Origin of the sequence: Dethiosulfatarculus sandiegensis (assembly GCF_000931935.2) — a bacterium.
In the GTDB taxonomy this organism is placed as follows: domain Bacteria; phylum Desulfobacterota; class Desulfarculia; order Desulfarculales; family Desulfarculaceae; genus Dethiosulfatarculus; species Dethiosulfatarculus sandiegensis.
The window spans coordinates 259,684-280,315 of record NZ_AZAC01000014.1; the positions used below are offsets into that span (position 1 = coordinate 259,684).

At 53.7% G+C, this 20,632-nt stretch carries 18 protein-coding genes and 1 riboswitch; of the genes, 7 read left to right on the top strand and 11 right to left on the bottom strand.

The features are described from left to right. Positions 1-59: 59 nt before the first annotated feature. Entirely contained in the window at positions 60-902 is an 843-nt protein-coding gene (locus tag X474_RS10830) for an AraC family transcriptional regulator (protein ID WP_044348802.1), read from the bottom strand. After that, on the bottom strand, positions 899-1,513 hold the full coding sequence (locus tag X474_RS10835) for a GNAT family N-acetyltransferase (RefSeq protein WP_044348803.1): 615 nt from the start codon (positions 1,511-1,513) through the stop codon (positions 899-901). Before X474_RS10835 ends, X474_RS10830 begins: the two co-directional genes overlap by 4 nt. Positions 1,514-1,863: 350 nt before the next feature. Between X474_RS10835 and X474_RS10840 the strand changes: the two genes are divergently transcribed. Continuing rightward, positions 1,864-3,546, top strand: a complete 1,683-nt coding sequence (locus tag X474_RS10840) for an amidase (RefSeq protein ID WP_044349086.1) — start codon at positions 1,864-1,866, stop codon at positions 3,544-3,546. A gap of 30 nt (positions 3,547-3,576) precedes the next feature. Here X474_RS10840 and X474_RS10845 read toward each other — a convergent pair whose 3' ends face one another. The 3 genes from X474_RS10845 to X474_RS10855 all read right to left on the bottom strand — a co-directional run bounded on the left by X474_RS10845 (position 3,577) and on the right by X474_RS10855 (position 6,483). Continuing rightward, entirely contained in the window at positions 3,577-4,551 is a 975-nt protein-coding gene (locus X474_RS10845) for a phosphoglycerate dehydrogenase (protein ID WP_044348804.1), read from the bottom strand. A gap of 202 nt (positions 4,552-4,753) precedes the next feature. Further along, a complete protein-coding gene (locus tag X474_RS10850; RefSeq protein WP_044348806.1) occupies positions 4,754-5,077 on the bottom strand; it encodes a DUF4387 domain-containing protein in 324 nt (107 codons plus the stop codon). A gap of 35 nt (positions 5,078-5,112) precedes the next feature. Continuing rightward, complete coding sequence (locus X474_RS10855; protein WP_044348807.1) at positions 5,113-6,483, bottom strand: acyclic terpene utilization AtuA family protein; 1,371 nt, start codon at positions 6,481-6,483, stop codon at positions 5,113-5,115. A gap of 447 nt (positions 6,484-6,930) precedes the next feature. On the opposite strand from X474_RS10855, the gene X474_RS10865 reads away from it, so the two are divergent. After that, entirely contained in the window at positions 6,931-8,322 is a 1,392-nt protein-coding gene (locus X474_RS10865) for a TRAP transporter large permease subunit (RefSeq protein WP_044348808.1), read from the top strand. 12 nt (positions 8,323-8,334) lie between these two features. After that, the gene (locus tag X474_RS10870) at positions 8,335-8,598 is read left to right on the top strand and encodes a hypothetical protein (RefSeq protein ID WP_044348809.1); all 264 of its coding nucleotides are present in this window, start codon (positions 8,335-8,337) and stop codon (positions 8,596-8,598) included. A gap of 80 nt (positions 8,599-8,678) precedes the next feature. Here the strand turns inward: X474_RS10870 and X474_RS10875 are convergent, their stop codons facing one another. The 6 genes from X474_RS10875 to thiC all read right to left on the bottom strand — a co-directional run bounded on the left by X474_RS10875 (position 8,679) and on the right by thiC (position 17,231). Further along, complete coding sequence (locus tag X474_RS10875) at positions 8,679-10,031, bottom strand: sigma-54-dependent transcriptional regulator (protein ID WP_044348810.1); 1,353 nt, start codon at positions 10,029-10,031, stop codon at positions 8,679-8,681. 1 nt (position 10,032) lies between these two features. Beyond that, entirely contained in the window at positions 10,033-11,649 is a 1,617-nt protein-coding gene (locus X474_RS10880) for an ATP-binding protein (RefSeq protein WP_044348811.1), read from the bottom strand. A 145-nt stretch (positions 11,650-11,794) separates the two neighbouring features. Further along, a complete protein-coding gene (hflK, locus tag X474_RS10885) occupies positions 11,795-13,042 on the bottom strand; it encodes an FtsH protease activity modulator HflK (protein ID WP_044348812.1) in 1,248 nt (415 codons plus the stop codon). A 10-nt stretch (positions 13,043-13,052) separates the two neighbouring features. Beyond that, positions 13,053-13,937: a protease modulator HflC gene (gene hflC, locus X474_RS10890; RefSeq protein ID WP_044348813.1), complete on the bottom strand. Its 885-nt coding sequence runs from the start codon at positions 13,935-13,937 to the stop codon at positions 13,053-13,055. Beyond that, positions 13,921-15,705, bottom strand: coding sequence for an FtsH protease activity modulator HflK (hflK, locus tag X474_RS10895; RefSeq protein ID WP_044348814.1), 1,785 nt, complete (start codon positions 15,703-15,705; stop codon positions 13,921-13,923). Before hflK (X474_RS10895) ends, hflC begins: the two co-directional genes overlap by 17 nt. 215 nt (positions 15,706-15,920) lie before the next feature. Beyond that, the gene (gene thiC, locus X474_RS10900; protein ID WP_044348815.1) at positions 15,921-17,231 is read right to left on the bottom strand and encodes a phosphomethylpyrimidine synthase ThiC; all 1,311 of its coding nucleotides are present in this window, start codon (positions 17,229-17,231) and stop codon (positions 15,921-15,923) included. Between the two features lie 107 nt (positions 17,232-17,338). After that, positions 17,339-17,528, bottom strand: a riboswitch (cobalamin riboswitch). Between the two features lie 376 nt (positions 17,529-17,904). On the opposite strand from thiC, the gene cbiM reads away from it, so the two are divergent. The 4 genes from cbiM to X474_RS10920 all read left to right on the top strand — a co-directional run bounded on the left by cbiM (position 17,905) and on the right by X474_RS10920 (position 20,618). After that, positions 17,905-18,513, top strand: a complete 609-nt coding sequence (gene cbiM, locus X474_RS10905) for a cobalt transporter CbiM (protein ID WP_044349087.1) — start codon at positions 17,905-17,907, stop codon at positions 18,511-18,513. A gap of 64 nt (positions 18,514-18,577) precedes the next feature. Continuing rightward, a complete protein-coding gene (locus X474_RS10910) occupies positions 18,578-19,168 on the top strand; it encodes a NikL family nickel/cobalt ECF transporter subunit (protein WP_044348816.1) in 591 nt (196 codons plus the stop codon). Further along, positions 19,165-19,959, top strand: a complete 795-nt coding sequence (cbiQ, locus tag X474_RS10915) for a cobalt ECF transporter T component CbiQ (RefSeq protein WP_052515095.1) — start codon at positions 19,165-19,167, stop codon at positions 19,957-19,959. Before X474_RS10910 ends, cbiQ begins: the two co-directional genes overlap by 4 nt. A gap of 53 nt (positions 19,960-20,012) precedes the next feature. Beyond that, positions 20,013-20,618 (top strand): energy-coupling factor ABC transporter ATP-binding protein, encoded by a 606-nt coding sequence (locus X474_RS10920; RefSeq protein ID WP_156360723.1) that lies wholly within the window; start codon positions 20,013-20,015, stop codon positions 20,616-20,618. Positions 20,619-20,632: the final 14 nt, after the last annotated feature.

A 20,632-nucleotide genomic window follows, 5' to 3' on the forward strand; every position in this document is an offset into this window, starting at 1 on the left:
AGGCGGGTTTTTCTTGAATGAAATTGCTTTGCTTAAAAAAGACGGGCAGGAGAAGAATATCAGGAGAAAAGCGATCTGCGAAAAGACCCCGGCGTGACGCCCAGGATCGCCCTGAATTGCCTGGTCATGTGGGCCTGGTCACTGAATCCGGCCTTATAGGCAGACTGGCTCAGGTCATGGCCCTTTTCTATAAATCCCTTGGCCAGCTCCACCCTTTGCTGCACCTGATAGGCATGGGGAGGCAGGCCGGTGGATTCTTTGAAAAGCCTCAAAAAATGGTATTTGGAGAGCCCGGCCTGCCGGGCCAGATCATCCAGGGAAAGGTTTTCCCGGGCCTGGTCCCTGATCTGCTCCAAGGCCTTTTTGATGAGGCCGGGGTTTTGGGGTTGTTTAAAAGATGCGGCTTCGGTAAAAACCGCGTACCGGTTTATTATCTCAGCCACAACCTCTATAAAGCAGGTTTGGGCTGCCAATTTGCTTTGAGTTTCTCTTTCCAGCAACACATGGGCCTTGAAGAATTTTTCCGCCAATTGAGGGTCTTTGGTCACCGCTTGCCTGAAAAAGGGATATGCGCCCGGTTTTTTGCCCCAGGCCTCGGCGATTTTTTTTACCAGGTCGGGATGCACATAGGCCACCCGGTAGATAAAGCCCTGTTCCGTGGCTGAGCTGCCGTCATGCACCTCTCCCGGGTTGATTACTATCAGGTGTTTGGGTGGGGCAAAGTGCTCTTTTCCCCTATGGAAAAAGCGTTCCACTCCGGTTTCTATGACCCCCATTACATATTTTTTGTGGATGTGGCGGTTATAGCGGTGGGTGGTGAAACTGGCCTTCAGGAGATCCAGATCACGAAATTGATTGGCCTTCCATAACCGGGCCTGGTTTTGGGCTGCCTTTTTCTTCATTTGCTTTCAAACGGGGCAAGTCCGGTTAAAGGGCATTGCATCAGGTATGCCCCTCCTTTATGGGGTATTAGCCTGTGCGGGTCTATGCGCACAGACCGGACAATTTCAAAGCCGGTTTTTTGATAAAGCCTTAAGGCTTTATCGTTATCCTTGAATACAATCAACGCCAGACTTTTCAGTTTTTTGTCTTGGGCCTTGCTTTTCAATGATTTTATCAGGTTTTGGCCGATACTTCTGCCCTGGTATTCGGGCTCCACGGCCAGAGTGCTTAAATAGAGGCTGTCTTCCACCCTGGCTTCATAAAAATCAGTTAAGTGCAGAAGCCTGTCAGAGGGGAAAAAATCCTTCATCTCCTGATTAATGCCATGGTGTTTGCTGTCATAGCAAAGCGCCATGGCGATCACCTTTCGGTTGTGCCTTGCCACAATGGTGTTTTCATAGGAATGGGGCTGGCCCTCGGTGGCATAGGAGATGGCCATGACCTCGGCAGGTGACTTGCCGGGCACAAGGTCCAGGAATAAAAAATCGCTCATCCCCCCACTGGCCAGCTCGGCAAGCCGGGCCAGGTGCGGGCAGTCTTTTTTTTGGGCCGGTTCAATGGTCCATTCCATGTCTCCCCCCTTGAAAACACCTGATGTTGAGTCGATTGAATTCAAGCCTTCCTCTGTTTGGAACAGTTGCTTTTCCTTGCAATAAAACCCGAGCCGTTTTTTAAGTCAACCCAAAACCGATAGCCGGGGTTTACTGTATATTGCCGTATTGATGGATTAATGAGTTAATAACTTAATAATTAATCAAGCCATCAATATTTCTCACCTTTGGGCAACCATGCCGGTTATTGCAGAAGAGCCTGTTTCAACCGGGAGAAGGATAATTGGGCGCAAAAGATTTTTACTTGCAAAGCTATCTGATTATAGGTTGTTATAACCTCAGGGAAAAGAGTCGTGAAAAGGCGAAAAACATGAAGCGCAGAGTGTTTATAAATGTTTTGGGCTCTTTGGGTTTGGGCGCCACCTTATTGCCCGGGGCCTTGGCAGCCCTGGCCAAGGAGGGCAAAAAAGTCACCCTTGAAATGATGCAAAAGGCAGAGGAAATTTCGGGGCTCTCCTTTAGCGAGCCAGAGAGGCGTGAGGTTCTTTCCCGGCTTAATCAAAACCTGAAGGCCTATTGGGAATTGCGGAACCTGCCTTTGGAGAACGAGACTCCGCTCAGCCTTTATTTTGATCCCCTTCCTCAAGGAAAGGTTTTAGAAAAACAACCAAACAGCATAAGGCTGGAGCTTAGGCCGGTTAATCCGCCTGCCCAAATCCAGGATGCGGCATTTTATCCGCTCTCTCGGCTGGCCCAGCTCATCAAGCAGGGAAATATTTCTTCGGTCCAATTGACCAAAATGTATCTGGCCAGGATGGATAAATACAATCCCCTTTTAAACTGCGCGGTTACGATTTGCCATGAGCTGGCTTTGGAACAGGCGGCCAAGGCGGATGAGGAACTGGCAAAGGGCAACTACAAAGGGCCCTTGCACGGCATTCCCTATGGGCTGAAAGATATTTTCAGTGCAAAAGGCACGCCCACCACCTGGGGATTGAAAAGGTATCAGTACAGGGTGATTGCCAAAGACGCCACTGTGGCGCAAAAGTTGGCCCAAGCCGGGGCTGTGCTTTTGGCCAAACTCGCGCCTGGGGAATTGGCAACAGGGGATCGGTATTTCAAGGGGCGGACTCTGAATCCCTGGAATCCGAGGCATGGTTCCGGAGGCTCTTCGGCAGGCCCGGCCAGCGCGGTTGCCGCGGGCCTGGTGGGGTTTGCCATGGGGACAGAGACCAATGGGTCTATAATAAGCCCCAGCCTTTTGTGTGGGGTAAGCGGCCTTAGGCCAAGTTTTGGCAGGGTTAGCCGCCATGGCTGTATGAACATTGCGCCAAGCTATGACAAGCCCGGACCTATGTGCAGGTCTGCCCAGGACTGCGCCCTGGTTTTGCATGCCGTCTGCGGGCCGGATCAAAAGGACCGGTCGGTAAAGGAGCTTGGCTTTGCCTGGGAACCCAAGATTAACCTCAAGCAGATCAGGGTTGGGTATGTGTCCCGCCTGTTTAAAAGAAAGATTAAGCATTCGTGGATATCCCAGGTGCTGGCCTGTCATGAAAAGGCCCTCTCGAGGCTTGCGGATATGGGAGCCCAAATAAAAGAGCTGAAAGGAATAGATCACGCCTACTTAAAACGCCTGGTCAAGGCCTCTTCCCTGGGTATGATGGTCGAGGCCGCTGCTTTTCATGAAAACCTGAACCAGGGACATAAATCCGACGATTTCCAGCACAGTGACTGGCCCGCCCGTTTCAGGGGGGCCAGGTATGTGCCCGGCGTGGAATATCTACAGGCCAACCGGGCCAGAAGTCTTTTGATCGAAGAGACCAGCCGGATCATGGACCAGGTCGACGTTTTGCTGGGTCGTCTCACCCTGGGAGGCTTGCTGACCAACCTGACCGGTCACCCCGAGCTGGCCATACCCCACGGCCTTTCAGACAACCATATGCCCCTGGGCATTGTTTTCACAGGCTCCCTTTACCAGGAATCCAGCCTCCTGGGGCTGGCCCACAGGTATCAGAAAGAGACCGGTTATCAGCTGAGGCATCCTTCTCTTTAGAATTATCCGGCCGGGGATATTCGTCCCATATCACCAAGCCTCCGGGTTAACCAGGTTTTTTGGTTTTATGCCTTGGGCTGCTTTGAGCAGGTTATCCACGGTTTCCCGGCACATTCTGTAAAGGGCCTCATGACTGGCCCAGGCCATATGCGGGGTCAGGATCACGTTTTCGAGTTCAAACCATGATGGGTCTTTTAAAGGCTCCACTTCATACACATCCAGGGCGGCTCCACCCATGGAATTTTGCTCAAGGGTCTTGAAAAGAGCCTGGGAGTCGATCAACCCGCCACGGGCGGTGTTTATCAAAAGTGCACTCGGCTTCATCAGGGAAAGGGCCTCTTGGTCTATCAGGTGGCTGGTCTGGGGGGTGAGGGCGCAATGCAGGCTGATGATATCCGCTTCCCTGAACAGGGTCTTTGGTTGAACCCGGGCGATATCATATTGAGCGGCAAATTCCTCGGGCCAATGAAGGGTGTGGCCCATCAGTTTAAGCCCGAAACCAGCCGCCCTTTGGGCCACAGCCCTGCCAATGGGGCCCAGTCCGATGAGCCCCAGGGTCTTGCCGCTCAGTTCCATGCCCAGGTATTTTTGCCATCCGCCTTGGCGCAGGCTTTGGTCTGCGGCCGGAATGCGCCGGGCCAGGCTCAGGATCAGCCCCAGGGTGAAGTCGGCCACGGCTGTGGTGTTGGCTCCCGGATTGTTGCAGACAAGAACCTTGTTTTTGGTGGCGGCTTTGAGGTCAATATTATCCAGGCCAACCCCCAGCTTGGAGATGAAGCGCAGCTCGGGAGCCAGCTTGAAGAATTCGTCGCCAAAAACAGGAAGATTGCCGGGAATGAAACCCCAGGCATGGGGCAGGGCCTTTTGCAGTCTGGGATCATCTATGGATAAATCGTATTCCCTTAAATCCACCAGATTGAATCCATTTGAAGCAAGAGTTTCCAAAAACTCCTCGCCCTGGCGGCCAAAGGCCGGGCTGGCCATGATAATGGTGCGTTTTTTCATGAAATGTGCTTTCCCCCCCTTTTATGAGCCCGGCATTAAAAGGGCATTCTAGTATAAAGAAAACAGCTGCCGGGTGGTTTAAAAGAGATTGTATGCCTGGCCTGCCTTTGAATGCAAGGCAAGTGATTAAAGGGGGATGCTACTTAAATGGCCTGGGCGTAAAAAGGCGTTCCCGGCCCCCTGTAGGGAGCCGGGATGGTGCTTAAGGCACTTTTATTTCCAGGTCCAAAAGGGGGGGATATTGCTGGCAGCCAAAGCAGTCGCTCTCACCGGGGCTGCCGCTGGGTTCTGCCCGGTAAATGGTGAATTTGATGGCAAAGGCAGGGTCGAACTCCACAAAATCGCTGATCCTGTCCTGGTCTATGGCAAACAGCTCGGCTACGGAGTTTCTGTTAAGCGCCCGGCTTTTTTTTACCAGCTCATATATCTCGGGGTCTGTGAAGATGATGTCAAAGGTGATTTTGTCTGTGCCCGCGTTTTTGCTGCGTATGGTTTTGGCCAGCTCGGTGAGCTTTTTGGTCTTCATTTTTTTCTCCATTCAGGCTGGTTGGGAGCCTTGGGCTATTTCCCGGCCTGGTCAAAGTGCAGTTCAAAAAGCTCCATGGGGTCTTTCACCGGCACCACATGGTTCATGGTCCAGCGATGGGCCGCCCTGGCTGTGAGCACCTCGTCCACGGTATAGGCCGCTGTGCCCGCGGTGCCCTTAACTTCGGGAAGGCGGGCATAGAAGATGCCCCTGGTGCCCATGGTGGCCACCAGTTCGGCCTGTTCGGCTGTGGGGGCCACGCCTTTGATCACCACACAGAGTTCGTGGGAGGTGATCTCCTTTTGGGGCTCCATGTCCCCCATTACCCCGTTTTTACCGTAGACAATGAAATGAAGCTCATAGTCCACGCCCTTCATCTGTTCGGCAACCTGCTCCCTGGCCCAGGCAAGCACCTTGTCTATGTTTTTGATGGAGTAGGGGTCGCGCACGCCTGCAATGCCCACCCGCATTTCGCCCACCTTGCCCGAACCTTCCAGCTTGACCAGATAGGGGTCCTCCCGGGGCTTGAATACCGGGCCGGTTATGCGGCAGGTCTTTTCATCGAACTGTTCATAGGAGCAGTTGGTCATATCCAAAAGCCCGCCGGCCACATATTCGTAATAGGGGTTTGAACGTTCATACATGGCGTGCCCCGCCACAGAAGCGATTGAGCAGCGCTGGTCCGGATGCATGGCCGTCACCTTTACATCCTCTTGGGTGATGGCGCCCAGAACGCTTTCCTTGGCCCCATAGGGTTCGGCGCAGAAAGAGGCGCACTCAAGCACCTTGCCCAGGTAGTAGGAAAGGTCGGGGGGGAAGCCCTCAAAGATCGCCGGGGCGGCAAAGACCGCGCAGTCGCTGCACCTGCCGCCTATGATCACGTCCGCGCCCTGCTTGAGCGCCTCAATAAAGGGATGCACCCCGGCCACGGCCACTATGCGGCTGGTGGCGTCAAGCTCTTCCTTGGTCAGGGCCGGGCGGTTGTCCAGGCCTTTAATCTCCACCCCCGCATCCATCTTGGCCTCAAGCGCGGCCTGGGGAAGCTCTGAATAAAAATAGGCCAGCTTAAATGGTTTTAAGTTGTGTTTTTGAGCCAGGTTTTTAATTATGTCCACATACATGTCCACCCGGCTGTTGGAGCCCGTATCTCCGGCTGAACCGATGATCATGGGTGCGTTTTGTTCGCGGGCCGCCAGAAGCATCATCTCCAGGTCATGGACCTGCCAGGCATAAGGGCTGGCGCAGGCGTCTTCGCCCAAGGGAACCGGGCCTATGTCGTCGCTGCCCGAGTCACAGCAGTAATAATCCGGGTGTTGTTCCTTGCCCAGGGCAAAGCTGCCTTCCTTGGAAGGCGCAAATCCCAGGTGGCCGTTGGGGCACAGTATCTTAAGCTCGCTTTTGCTCATTGCCGACTCCTTGGTGTTCCAACCCGTTCCGGGAGTTTGGCATCCTGCCGGGCGGGAGGGAGCGCTTTGTTTTTTTTGCCTGGTTGGCTTTGAACCCCTGCCAGGCCTCTTTGCCACAAAGCAGCCAGCAATTTGCATGCCACCAATTCGGGCCGTCTAGAAGAGGCATGACAACTTCTTTAAAGCGTTTATCAAGGGATGGCTTATTTACCGTTAACCAGCCGGGAATAACGGCTTCCGGGGAGAGGTGTCTAATTTTTATACATGACTTGATCGGGTTTATAGCCTGTTTTTGTCGAATTAATAGACATTGGCCGCTGATGTGCCCCATTAGGCGGGGCTTGAGCCACGGCACGGCATTTGCTACTTACTCGCTCTGTCTGATTGACGAATGGGAGATCAAAGAGAAGCTGACAATGGTTTGTCCCGAGATACAGGAGAGTTCAGATGGGGTTGGATATTGTTTATCTCTTGGGCCTTTTGGCGGTTATTGTGCTTTGGTTCGTTTTCATGAAAAGGCCCATATACGAAGCCATGCTGGTGGGATATGTGGTGGTTTTTTTTGTGATCCTCTGGGGGGGAACCAACCTTGACAAGGGCCTTGCGGCCGCCCAGTTCTGGGACTTCCTGATCAAGCCGGCCACCAACACCCTGTTCTACGCCATTGTGGGTTTTCTGGCCCTGGCCTTTGTCTTTGGCAAGACCAATGTGGTCCTGGCCATAATCGATCTGATCCTGGCCCTGGTCGGCAGGGTGCGGGGCGGGGCGGGGTATGTCAGCCTTTTCGGCAGCACCTTCATGGCCTCTCTTTCCGGCACCGGCCCGGGCAATGTGGCGGCCACCGGAGTTTTCACCATACCCACCATGGTCAAGACCAAATTCCCCCGCGCCCTGGCAGCTACAGTTGAGATGTCGGCCAGCTCCCTGGGGCCGATCATCCCGCCTTCCGGAACCATCCTCCTGGCCTTTGGGGTCTTGAACACCCTTTATCCCGAGAAGTACAGCCTTTCCTACTTCTGGATGGCCGTATGGGGGGTGGGTGCTTATTTTATCTTGCAACGGGTCATAACCCTTTATGTTTTTTGCCGTCACTACAAGGTGGAGCCGGTCCCTAAAGAGCAGCTCCCCAAATTGGGTGAAGTATTCAAACACCAGTGGCCCGCGCTTTTGGTGCCGGTGATCATCTTTTTGCCCCTTTACCTGGACTTTGAGTTCGGCTCCACGGTTATCAAGGATATTCTGGGTGCCAAGGGAGCCAAGGCCTTTTCCAAAAGTGTAATTTTGTTTGCTCCCGGCCTGGCCACTCTGTATGCCATTTTCATCAGCAGAAAACAGATAAAAGGCGGGGCTTCCGCAACCAATCTATTTAACCTTTTCAAGGGAGGCTCGCGCCAGGTGGTGCCGGTTGCGGCCACGGTTTATTTCGCCTATTCCATATCTTATCTTTTCAAGGCCGCCGGTGTGGGGGAAGGACTGGGCCATGTGATGCAGGATATGCAGATGAACACCTGGCAACTGGCCTTGGTTATACCGGTCTTTACCTGTCTTTTGGGCATGATCCTGCCGGGCTCGGCCCAGATCGCCATTTTCGGCGGGGCCATTGTAACGATCATGGCCGCAGGCGGCATGGACCCGCTTTTGGCTGCCTGCATCCTGCCGGCCATCACCGGGGCCTTGGAAGGCATGACGCCGCCTTTGGCTCTGGCCATGTTCGCGGCCATGGGTATTGCCGATTCAGGAATTGGAGAGACTTCCAAGCTGGCCTTTATCTGGGTCTTTGCCCATCTGTTTGTGGCTGTTCTGATTATGGTCGGGTTCCTGCCCAATTTCCTGGCCTAGGGAGGTGCATAGATGATCAAATCGCTTAAGGCAGTCTTCAGTGCTTCGGTTTTGCTAAGTGTACTCGGCGGAGCGGTTATGTTTCTGCTCTTTATCATTGCCATGTTGATGGGAGGAGAAAAGGGTCAGGATCTGGCTTTGTTTGCCAGAAACAGCTTTTTACCCTGGGTGATCAGGCTGGCCACCCTGGGGGTTGGGGCCGGATTGTTGGGTTTTTATTTGGGCGAAGGGCATTCCCTCTCCCTGAAGGATCACGGCAAGGAGGGTGAGCCCTGATATACCCCTTAATCTTAAACTGTCCGGCGAAACGCGGTAAGGGATTTGGGTGCCTTGCCGCGTTTTTTCGTGATACAGGCTCAGTTAACTTTGAGTCTGTTGTAAAGGGTTTGCCGGTTTATGTCCAGGATTCTGGCCACCTTGGCCTTATTGCCCTTTTCCCTTTCCATGATCCTATCAATGTAAAGGTTTTCCAGCTCCCTCAAGGTGAGATCCCGGTTCAGGGATTCCGCCAGGGAGTCTACCGGGGCAAAGCCCCGGGGAAGGTGTTTTTTGCGCAAGGTGCGGTCCTGTGGGCCTGCCATTACCACTGCCCGCTCCACAGTGTTCTGTAGTTGCCTTACATTGCCTGGCCAGGGGTGGTTCATAAAGAGGTAGAGCACCTCAAGGTCTATTTCAGAGAGATTTTTCTCATAGCGCCCGGCATAGTCACCTAAAAAGCGCTTTGCCAACAGAGGTATATCCTCTTTTCTTTGGCTCAGGCGGGGCAGGCTTAAATGAACCACATTAAGGCGGTAGAAAAGATCTTCCCTAAACTTGCCCTGGGCCACCCTGGCTTCCAGATTACGGTTGGTGGCCGCAATAACCCTCACATCCACCGGCAGGTCGGCCGAACCGCCCACCCTTTGGATCACCTTTTCCTGTAAAACCCGCAAAAAACGCACCTGGGAGGCCAGGGGCAATTCACCGATTTCATCCAGAAAAACCGTGCCCTGATGAGCCTGCTCAAATTTGCCCGGCGTGGTGCGCAAGGCTCCGGTAAAGGCTCCTTTTTCATAGCCGAACAGCTCGCTTTCCACCAGGGTTTCCGCAATGGCGCCGCAGTTTATGGTCACCAGCGGTTTGTCCTTTCCGGTGCTCAAGCTGTGAATGGCCCGGGCCACCATTCCCTTGCCCACCCCGCTTTCACCTGAGATAAGCACCGTAGCCTTGGTTTCGGCCACCCTTTCCACCATATCGGCCAGCTCTTGCATTTCCTGGCTCTTGGCAATCATTCCCTGGAAATTGCCCCTGTTATTTAGCGCCCTTTTCAGTTTGCGGTTTTCTTGGTGCAGATGCCTGTGCTCCAGGGCCTTTTGCACGGTGAGCAAAAGTTCGTCCGGGGTGAACGATTTATGGATATAGTCAAAGGCCCCGTTCTTCACCGCCTGGACCGCGCTTTTAAGGTCCGCATAGGCGGAGATGAATATCACCTCCAGCAAAGGGTCCTTGCCCTTGGCCTTTTGAAACAGGCTGAGCCCGTCCAAGTCGGGCATGCGTAGGTCTGTGATCATGAGGTCATAGATATCCTGATCCAGGCAGTTCAAGGCCTCCATGCCTCCGGCCACAGCCCTGACCTGCCAGCCCGCTTCTTGCAATAAAAGGGAAAGGGTTTTTAAAATGGCCGCTTCGTCATCAACTAAGAGAATATTGGCTTGATGTGGAACAGGCATATCAATCTCCAGGCAGCTTCATTTGGCAGGCGGAATCTTTACTAAGGGGGAAAACCACGCAGAAACAGGTTCCCTTGGGATTTAAGTCTTCCATAGAGACTCTTCCTCCCGCTTCCATAACCAGGCGGTGCACAATATAAAGCCCTATGCCGGTTCCGTGCTCCTTGGTGGTGTAAAAGGGGTCAAACAGGTTGTTTTTCTCTTCCGGGTCCAGCCCGCAGCCCGTGTCCGATACCTTGAGGAAGAGCTCACCTGAGTTCGTGAAGGTCTCAAGGCAAAGGCGTCTGGGGCCTTTTCCCCGGGTTTCAATAGCCTCCACACTGTTTATGATCAGGTTAAGCAGGATTTGTTTCAGGTTGTCCTTGCTGAGGTTGATCAGAGCCTCTGCTTTGTCGGAAAAAAAGTCGAGAGAGATTTCCCTTTTTCTCAAGTCCGCTGCCATGAGGTTCACTGTTTCCCGAACGGTTTCCCCCACCCTGCAAACGGAATTAAAGACCATCGGGGGATTTTTGCAGAAAAGGTGCAGGATGTTCTGCAAAAAACGGTTAAGCCTTTCGCTTTCATCCTCAATGGTGGTCAAAAGGCTTAGGCAGGTGGGGTCTTCTCCCAGCCTTTCCGCCTTTAGCCTCAGCATGCTGCTGGCTGTACGGATCGGCAAAAGCGGGTTGCACATTTCATGGGCCAGCCCGGCGGTTAGCCTGCCGACTGCGGAGAGCTTTTCGGCCCGCATCACCTGCTCGGTAAGCTTGTCCTCCATGGTGGTGTCCCTGAAGATGCAGATGCAGCCCTTTACCGTTCCGTCCTGGGCCCGCAGTAAAGAGGTGCTCAGGCGTACATTCACCCATTTGCCGTCTTTTTGCCTTAGCTGGTTTTTGGCCTCAAAAAGCGGGGTTTCATTGTGGAGCGTCTCCAATATTTTCAGCTTTTTGTCTGGTTCGGTCAGGTTCAGCCGATCTATGTGCCTGCCCAGGACCTTTTCCATGGTGTGGCCGGTTATTTTTTGGGCCGCCTGGTTAAAGGCCAGCAAACGGCCTTTTTTATCCACCACCATCACCCCGCTGTTTATGCTCTCCAAAATCCGGCTGGAAAATTCCTCACTCTCCCGCACCCTTAAGTTGGTCTGCATCAGGGTGGCCAGTTCTGTCGCGATGATTGAGATAAGCTGGACCTGCTTTTCCCGGAACTGTCCCGGCCTGGTGCTTGAGATGCTCATAACCCCTTTTAAATCGTCGCCCGCCACCAGGGGTGCGGCCAGAAAACTCTTTATCGGCGGATCCTCGGGTTTGCACTGGCGGATATTGAAATCCTCCAGGTGATCCGCATCCCGCACCAAAAGGGCCTTTCGCCTGGCCGCCACCCAGCCTACGGCCCCTTGGCCGACCTGAAAGCGGTTGCGTTTTCTCAGGGCGGGTAGACTGGCCCCCTTGCAGGCGACCACTTCCAGTTCCTCTCCGGCCCGGTTCAGCTTGTAGATGACGCACATGTCGAAAGTGATCACGGTGGAGATGAAATCAAAGATGATGCCTGCCAGGCTTTTCAAGTCGCTGGCCCTGGCCATGCGCATCATGGTTTCAGAAAGGTATTTAAGATCAATAATATGTGCCTGGTCCCGACCCATTTGCCGCTCCACTTGAGGCGAGGCTTTTCCCAGATCCGCGTAAAAGGTCTGTTGCTGGAATATAGCAAGACCCGTGCCGGGATTACAAAGTGTAAAAAACTTCACGGCAAGGGGACGGATGCCGGAGGGGCGGCCGGACCGGTTACTACTGCTCGGCCACCCAGCTTTCCACCCGTGATCCTTTAAAGAATATGAACTCCTGGGCATAATCCCAGCGTTCATCACCGGCGGGGTTGTTGGTGAGGACTGTCACCTGGTCCGGTTCGCCAAGGCTGGCGGTGACCTGCTCAGCGGTCATGCCCTGGACCACCCGGCCTTGGCTGATCGCCTCGGTGATGTCTGGGGGGAGTTCGGAGCGGTTTTGCAGATAATTTTCACGTCTGTCCTGGGCGCTTTTCGGGAGGGCATTTGCCTGGTCCAGGCCGTCGGGCCGAGGGCCTGCGGCGCCTTTTCGGTGAACCAGTTTGAGCTTTACCGGCCTGCCGTTTTGATCGGAGGTGGTCACATATACCTTGACCCTGGGCAGGGCCTTGTCCACCAGCTCCAGGAAGAGTCTTTCCCTGGTGACCTTTGGCGCGTTTACATATTCCCTGAACAGCTCCCTGAATCGGCTGGATTCTCCTTCAGCCGCCGATACCTTGGCAAAGGCCTCGGCCCCGGCCTTTTCCAGCATGCCCCGGGCCCTGGCCTTGGCTCCGGGGATCACCTTGTTTTTGTAGTTGTTGGCCTGGTGAATGGCAGTGGAGCGTTCCTCCCTGGCGTTGATTACGTCCTTAAAGGCTCCTCTCACCGAATTCGGCGGCTGGATCTGTCTGGTTTCTATACTCACCAGGGAAAGCCCCAGGTCCGAGTCTTTTATTGCCCTGGTCAGGTCCTCCCTTATCTTCATTTCCAGTTGGCGTTTGCCGGTGGTTAAAAGCGAGTCCACCCCTCCTTGGGCAATGGTCGTTAAAATCACCTGGTTGGCCTGGCTTTTCAAAACATTTTCCGGCCGGTTAACCTGAAACAGGTATTTGGCCGGGTCTGAGATGCGGTATTGAATGGAGAAAGAGGCATGGATGATATTTTGGTCCCCGGTAAGGCAATAGGGGGTTATGCTCTGGTATTGGGCGGCCTGGCTCTGCAGGTTCGGCGAAAAACCCACGTTCATGGTCTTGACCTGCCTTATGCTGACCTTGTCCACCTGGTCAAAAGGCCAGGGCAGACGATAATGGATGCCCGGCCCCACTGTCTCCAAAACCGATCCGAAACGGCGCAAAACAGCCGCCTGGTTGGCCTCGACAACATAGATGCCCGAGGCTGCGTAAAGTAGAAACAGCCCGGTCATACCGGCCAAAATGATCCTGTCTAAGTTTTTGAATACATCTTTGTGCTGGCGCACAAACTCTATCATGGGGTACTCCTCACTCCTTAAGGTATTTAAAGAGCTTGGAATGCTCGGACAGAATCAGGGTGGTTTGATTGTCCAGGATCTTGCCGTAGGTCTGCATGGTGCGCCAGAATTCGTAAAATTCCGGGTCCTGTCCAAAAGCGCTGGAATAGGTGCGGGCGGCCTTGGCCTCTGCCTTGCCCATGACCTTTTGAGATTCCTCATAAGCCCTGGCCAGGATAGCCGCCTTTTCCCTGTCCGCCTCGGCCCTGATAACCGACGCTTTTTCCTGACCCTCGGCCCGGTATTTGTTGGCTATGGCCTTTCGCTCGGCCTTCATGCGGTTGTAGACACTGCTTGCGTTCTGAGACGGCAGGGCCAGCTGGCTGATGCCTGTCTTGACCACTTTGATGCCGTAAAGGGCCAGGGTGCTTTGGCCGATATCCTTTTGAATGCGTTTTTCCAGGTCCTTGATTTTGATTTTGCGGGAAAGCGACACCAGGTCCTCAAATTCAAAGTCACCGATCGCCGCACCGCCCTTGGAGATGAGGATATCCTCCAGCCGCTGCCTGGCCTCCTCAAAGTTCCCCAGGGATTCAAAATATTGCTTGGGCTTTTCAATTTGCCACTGCACATAGCATTTGAGGATCAGGTTTTTCTTGTCCCTGGTCAGGTATTCGCTGAGCCTGCTTTGAAAAAGCTGCAACCTGCGGTCGAACTTGTGGTTTTTTTGCACCCAAAGGGGATACTTAAAATAGAGCCCGGCCTGTTCTATTATCCTCACCGGTTTACCGAACTGGGTGACCACTGCGAATTCACCCTGGTTGACCACAAAGGTGGACTGGTAAAAAAGGCTTGCCCCTACCAACAGGCCTATTATCCCAAACAGTATTTTTTTCACGTCAACCTTCCAGTTCATCCAGGTTAACTCGCCTGGTCCGGTTTGTTTTGCCCTCTGTCTCGGCTCCCAGGCCGGGGATCTGCCCAGGTGCGGATTCAATTATGAAAAGTTCCACATTTCCGGCCTCCCCGGACGGCATAATGAATTTGTCCTTGCCGGAAAGACAGCCCTCCATGGTCTCCAAAAGCAGGCGCTTTTTCTCAACTTGCGGATTTTGGCGGTATTGGGCCTGGTTTTCCAGAAAGCGAAAACTTTCGCCCCGGCTTTTTCTGACCAGCTTTTCCCCGTCCGAGTGGGCCTGTTTCAGCCTGATCGCGGCCTGGCCCCTGGCCTGGGGAATGAGGTCGTTTTCATAACCCTTGGCCTGGTTTATATAGGTTTCATAGTCCACTGCCGCGCCGACCACTTCTTCAAAGGCCGAGGCTACATTGGTGGGAGGGTGAATATCCCTTAAGTTCACGGATAACAGCTTGATTCCCAGGGGATTTTTTTTCAGCAGGGCGCTGATCTCCCGGTTTAGGGCCGTCTCCAGTTCATCCCTGCCCGTGGTCACCAGGTCAAAGAACCTGGCCCGGGCCATTTTTCTGAGCAGCACGCCCTGGCTTATCTCCCGCAGGTTTTCTTCTGGCCTGCCGGATGTATATAAAAAGGCAAAGGGATCTCCAATGCGGTAGTTTAAGATTATGCCGGTGTCGGCAAATATGTTTTCACCGGTCAGCAGGTTGAATTCCCGGATGTAATGCACATTGGTCCAGAGAAATAAAGGACTTTTGTCACTTACTTCCGTGCCGACCACCATGCGTCTCACCCTCAGGGCATCGACCTTTCTGACCTGGTCAATGGGCCAGGGCAGGGCATAGTGGATTCCCGGCCCCAGGGGATCTTCCTTTTGCAAGGGCCTGCCAAAACGCTCCACAATCGCCAGCTCACCGGGCTGGACAAAGAAAATTCCACCGGCCAAGTAAATACAGATAATCACCCAGATAACCGCTAATGTGGTTATTTTTCCGGCCCTGGCCATGGCTTTTGGGCTGGGGGTGTCGGTTCCCCAAACAGCATTACAGAATCGGCTCCTCAAGACGGGCAGCCTTTCCGATAACAGTTTTTGCAGCCAGTCCGGATAGGGGTGCTCCAGGGGGGTGTGGCCGTTTTTGGTTTGCCGGTATACCAAAACCAGCACATGACAGGCCTCAAAAAAAACAAATCCCGCTATCATAAGCGCCGCCGCCCGGTCCAGGCTCAGGCCCAGACCCTCTCCCACCAGGGCGGCTGCCACCAAAAGGGAAACCAGCATATCGACTTTGCTGTGATGAGAGTCTGCCACTAAGGCCGTGGCTTTTTCCTGGCCTCCGACCTTGGCCTCCAGTCTGGAGAGCAAAAGGGAAAACAGGGCCAGCCCCAGCATGGCCAGGCCCGCGGGCACCGGATAGGTCAGATCCATTTTCACCGGTGAAAAGGCCTGCAGAAATACACTCAAGGCCACCCAGAGTAAAAACAGGCCTATGCAAAGGGCCACCACGGTCTGCAGGTTTTTTTTCAGATAAACGCGGACCGGAGATTGGGCTTCTTTATCTGCGTTTCCCTCTGGTTTTATATGTACGGCGAAAAGGACAGCCAGAGAGGTTCCCACATCTGTGAGAGAGTGCAGAGCTTCGGCTGTAAGGGCCAGGCTGCCGGTGAGCTGGGCCAGGAAAAATTTGGCCAGGGTCAAAAGGCCGTTGACTATGACCGCGGTCATGGCGGTCTTTTCCGATGGATTCAGGCCAAGGGTCTTGTTTTCGGTCATCTTCGCCGTTCTCCGGCGTCAGAGGGTGTTTTAAGGGAAAAAGTTTATCTGGTGAATAGGTCAAAGTTTTTTTTATTACGCCTAATAATGGGAATAAATGCCCTTTGCCTGGCTGTTTGTCAAGGCCGCAAAATAAAAAAGCCCCCGGCTTTGATTGGCCGGGGGCGGGGCGAAAGCCCCCGATACGTAAACCCTGGGGGCCGGGGCAGGCGGGGTTATTCCTTGGCTGTGCCTTGGAGCAGATGCCCGAAGACCTGGTTGCCGCCTTTATTGGCGCAGAATTTGCCGCACATGGTGCAGACTTCTTTGTCTTCCGGGCTGCGGTCTTTGCGAATGGCGCGCGCGTCTTCCGGGAAGAGGGCCAGATTAAACTGACCGGGCCAGTCCGAATCCCTGCGGGCATGGCTCATGGCCAGATCCCGGTTGCGGTTCTTTTCAGGGTATTTGACCGTGTCGCCGATATAGGCCGCCACCCTGGCGGTTTTCACACCTTCGATTACGTCTTGCTCATTGGGCAGGGCCAGGTGTTCGGCCGGGGTTATGTAGCAGATAAGATCAGCCCCAAAGCGGGCGCTTTGGGCCGCGCCAATCGCCGCGGTGATGTGGTCATAGCCGGCGGTGATGTCGCAGGGAATGGGCCCCAGCATGTAATAGGGCGCGTCCATGCTCATGCGCTTTTGTAAAATGATATTGGCCTCTATCTGATCCAGGGGCACATGACCCGGACCCTCCACCATCATCTGGCAGCCGTTTTTGCGCCCCAGCTCAGCCAACTCGCAGTTGATCAAAAGTTCTTGGACCATGGCCCGGTCAAAGGAGTCGGAGACGGCTCCGGCCCTTAAGCCGTTGCCCAAAGACAAGACCACATCGTATTTCTTCAATATGGCGCAGACTTCGTCAAAGTATTCGTAAAGGGGATTTTCCCTTTTATGGTGTTTCATCCAGGCCACCATGCTGGTTCCGCCCTTGCTCACCAGGCCGCCGTGGCGGTAGCCCTGCTTTTCCAAACGCTCGATTGTATAGAGGTTTATTCCGCAGTGCACCGCCATAAAGGCCATGCCGTCGGCGCATTGCCTTTCAATGAGGTCAAAGAGCATCTCTTTGTCAAGCTTGTTGGGGTCGCCGTATTTTTGATCGGCCTCGCAAAAAGCCTGGTAAAGGGGAACATTGCCCACCGGCAGATCCACTGCCTGGATCACCTCGCGCCGCACCTTGTCCAGGTCTCCCCCCACCGAGAGCTCCATAAGGGTGTCGGCCCCTGCCTTTTGGGCGGCCAGGGCCTTTTTCACCTCTGCATCTATATCAGCAATGTCGGTGGAGGTGCCGATACTGGCGTTGACCTTGGTGCGAAGCCCCTTGCCGATGCCCACATTCTTTGGCTTGCGATTGCTGTTTTGGGGGGAGACGATGGTGCCTTGGGCAAAGCCCCGGCAGACCAGTTCCGGGCTTAGGTCTTCGGCCCGGGCGATTTCACGCATGGCTTGGGTTATGACGCCCTGGGTCGCGGATTCTACTGAGCTTGCCATGATTCCTCCTAATATCCCGTCAGGATGGAAGTTTGGGTTATGGTCCGCGTTTCAGGGCATAAAAAATCCCTGAAACGCAAAGCGCTCCAAGGATTTGCCATCTCCTCAGATTAAGCCGGTTGGCGGCAGGTCTTCTGACTTCCGGATCATCCTACAACTCCCGCACCTTCCCGTTTTAAAAAAAACAGTGGTTTTTCTGCGGGTTTCGTCCCCGGTTACAGCGGCGGGTCCGTGCCGGATTTGCGCCGGCTTCCCTATTACGGCTTTTTACAGCCACCTGCCAACCGCCAGTAAATTTTCTGTCACTTATGTAATAAAACCACACCCTGGTGTCAACCCTTTTGAGGGACTTTGAAGAGAGTGGGGGAGTGCCTTAAATCTTGGGTTGCCACGGGATCTTTTTAATGATAATCCTAAAAAAGTAAGTCGGCTCGAAAGCCGATTGTGAATCTCAGCTTGTGCGCAGACTCTTTTTTGCGCAAGGCCCCAAGCAGAGCGGATTCAAGGAAAACCTGGAAAAACCAGAAGGTCGCCAGGCCCTGAGGGAGAGGTTTGTAGGAAATTTTTCTTAAGGGTTACACAATGTTAAGGTAAGCGCCCGGCAGATCTGAACAGGTTTTAGGATTTTTAATTTTCTGTATCTGACCGGGCCATGGGAAAAAGGGTTTTAGCCATGCATATTTCCGAAGGCGCTTTATCTGTGCCTGTACTTACTGCCGGAGCTGTTCTCACCGCCTTTGGTGTGGCCAAGGGCCTGAAGAAACTGGACCAGGCAAGTCTGCCCCAAACCGCTATATTGTCTGCGGTGTTTTTTGTGGGCAGCTTGGTGCATGTCCCACTTGGGCCTTCAAGCATACACCTGCTACTGGGTGGGCTGATGGGAGTCATTCTGGGTTGGATTTGCTTTCCTGCCCTCTTGGTTGCGCTTTTTCTGCAAGCAATTCTTTTTCAATTCGGCGGCCTGCTGGTTTTAGGTGTGAATACCTTTGACGTGGCCTTTCCCGCGCTTTTGTGTTACTGGGCCTTTGGTAAGATGGTTCAAAGTCCCAAGCAGAGCCTGGTTATTGTCGGTGGTTTTCTGGCCGGCGGTGTTTCCGTTTTCCTGACCGCCTTAACCACTGCCCTGGCTCTTTATCTTAGTGGGGAAGAATTTTTACTGGCCGCCCAGGGCCTTGTTTTGGGGCATTTGCCCCTGGTTCTGGTGGAAGGGGTTTTTACAGGCTTTGCCGCCGCCTTTTTGCGAAAAGTGCGTCCCGAGGTTCTCGGGGTCACCAGTATCTGACAAGGTTTTTTTACGAAAGCTGAATTTAGAAAAAACTGGGGAGTTTCTCCCTTGGGAGGCTGTTATGGCTCGTCTTACCAAAGTGGTTTTGTTTTCCATGGTTATCCTGGCGGGATCTTTTTCTGCGGCCCAGGCGCATAAACTTTTTGCCGCAGCCTATGGCGAGGGCGGCAAACTTGAGGGAGAAGCCTCTTTCAGCACCGGTGATCCCTGCAAGGAATGCCAAATAAAGGTGCTGGATGCGGCTAAGAAGGAAATCGGCCAGGCCGTTACCAATGATGAAGGCACCTTTTCCATGGCCATGCCCAAAGGGGAATTCCCCTGGGTGGTCAAGGTTGACGGGGGTGGGGGACATAAGGCGGAATGCCAGGTGACCAAAGAGGACGCTGGTGTTTTGCCTGATACGACCGGAGAGGTAAAGGAAGCCGCCTCTGCAAAACCGGAAACCGCCACCCAGGCGGCGGTCGGCGTCAGCAAGGAAGATCTGGACCGACTGCTCTCTAAACAATTGGGTCCTCTTAAGTCCCAGGTTAAAAAATTGGTGCGCAGCTCAGAGGCGGTGACCGTAAAGGATGTGGTCGGAGGCCTGGGCTGGATCATTGGTTTGTTGGGGATCGGGGCCTATTTTTACAGCCGCAGGCAGGATAAAGCTTGAAAAAGAGAATTAAAAAAGAACGCTCTGCCGTGAGCGGCCCTGGTCAAAAAATGGAAAGGGGCCTTTTGCCGGAGCTTGACCCCAGATCCAGGCTTCTGGTGAGTTTCGCCTTTACCCTGGTGATAGCCACGGCCCAAACCCTCCCCCTGCCTGTCGTGGGGTTGGGTTTGGGCTTACTCGCTTGGTTGGCCTCAGGCCTGGGGGCAAGAGTCTGGTTAAAGCGGAGTGTGGTGGTCAACACCTTTGTGGCTTTTTTATGGCTGACCCTGCCTTGGCGGATTGTTCCCTCCCAAGATGGGTTGGATTTTGTTTTTGCCCGGGCGGGGATCGACTTGGCCTGGTTGATCACTCTTAAGGTAAACGCTATCTTCATGGTCACCATGAGCCTTTTGTCCACTTGCCAGGTCCACGAGCTGGGGCATGGAATGGCCAGGTTGGGCGCACCTGAAAAACTGGTGGCCCTGTTTTTGTTGTTTTTTCGGTATGTGTATCTTATTCAAGAGGAATTATCCAGACTTAGCCAAGCTATGCGCATAAGGTGCTTTAAGCCGGGTACTAATTTTCATACCTATTCCTCCTATGCCTCGCTCTTGGGCATGCTTTTGGTCAGGGGCTTTGATCGGGGGACAAGGGTGCATCAGGCCATGCTTTGCCGGGGCTGGCAAGGCCGTTATAATTGTCTGGATTATCTTGCCTGGCAAAAAAAAGACACTTTTTTTGTGTCCTTTTCTTTGGCCGGTTTGGCCGTTGTCTGGCTTTTGGATTGGAGCTGGGTGAGTTGGAGCTTATAGGTTTAAGCAAAATAGATTTTAGTTATCAGAATGGAACTCGGGTTTTTTCTGACATGGAATTCAGCCTCAACCTGGGCGAGAGAGTGGGAATAGTAGGCCCCAACGGCGCGGGCAAGTCAACTTTGTTCAAACTGGCCATGGGGCTTAACCGGCCCGACAGGGGCGAGGTTCGGGGGCTGGGCAAAATATGCTCAAAGGAAAAGGATTTCAGAAGGCTGCGCACCAAGGTGGGGTATTTGTTTCAAGACCCTGAAGATCAGCTTTTTTGCGCTACTGTGGCCGAGGATGTGGCCTTTGGGCCTTTGAATCTTGGTAAAACCCGTTCCGAGGCCCTGGAGATAACCTCCAGGGTGCTAAAACAAGTCGGCCTGGAGGGGTTTGAGAAAAGGGTGACCTATCAGCTTTCCGGTGGGGAAAAACAATTGGTGGCCCTGGCCAGTGTGCTGGCCATGGAGCCCATGGCCCTGCTTTTGGACGAGCCTTCAACCGGTCTGGACCTGGAACATAAAAAACAACTTTTGAAAATTCTAAACGCCAGCGATTTAAGCTGGGCCATGGTCTCCCATGAACAGGATTTTCTGGAGCAGACCTGCACCAGCCTGATTTATTTGAACCACGGCCTTTTTCAGCCCTTTCCCTGCGCCGGGCATGCCGCCTGAAGCAGGCTGGTGAA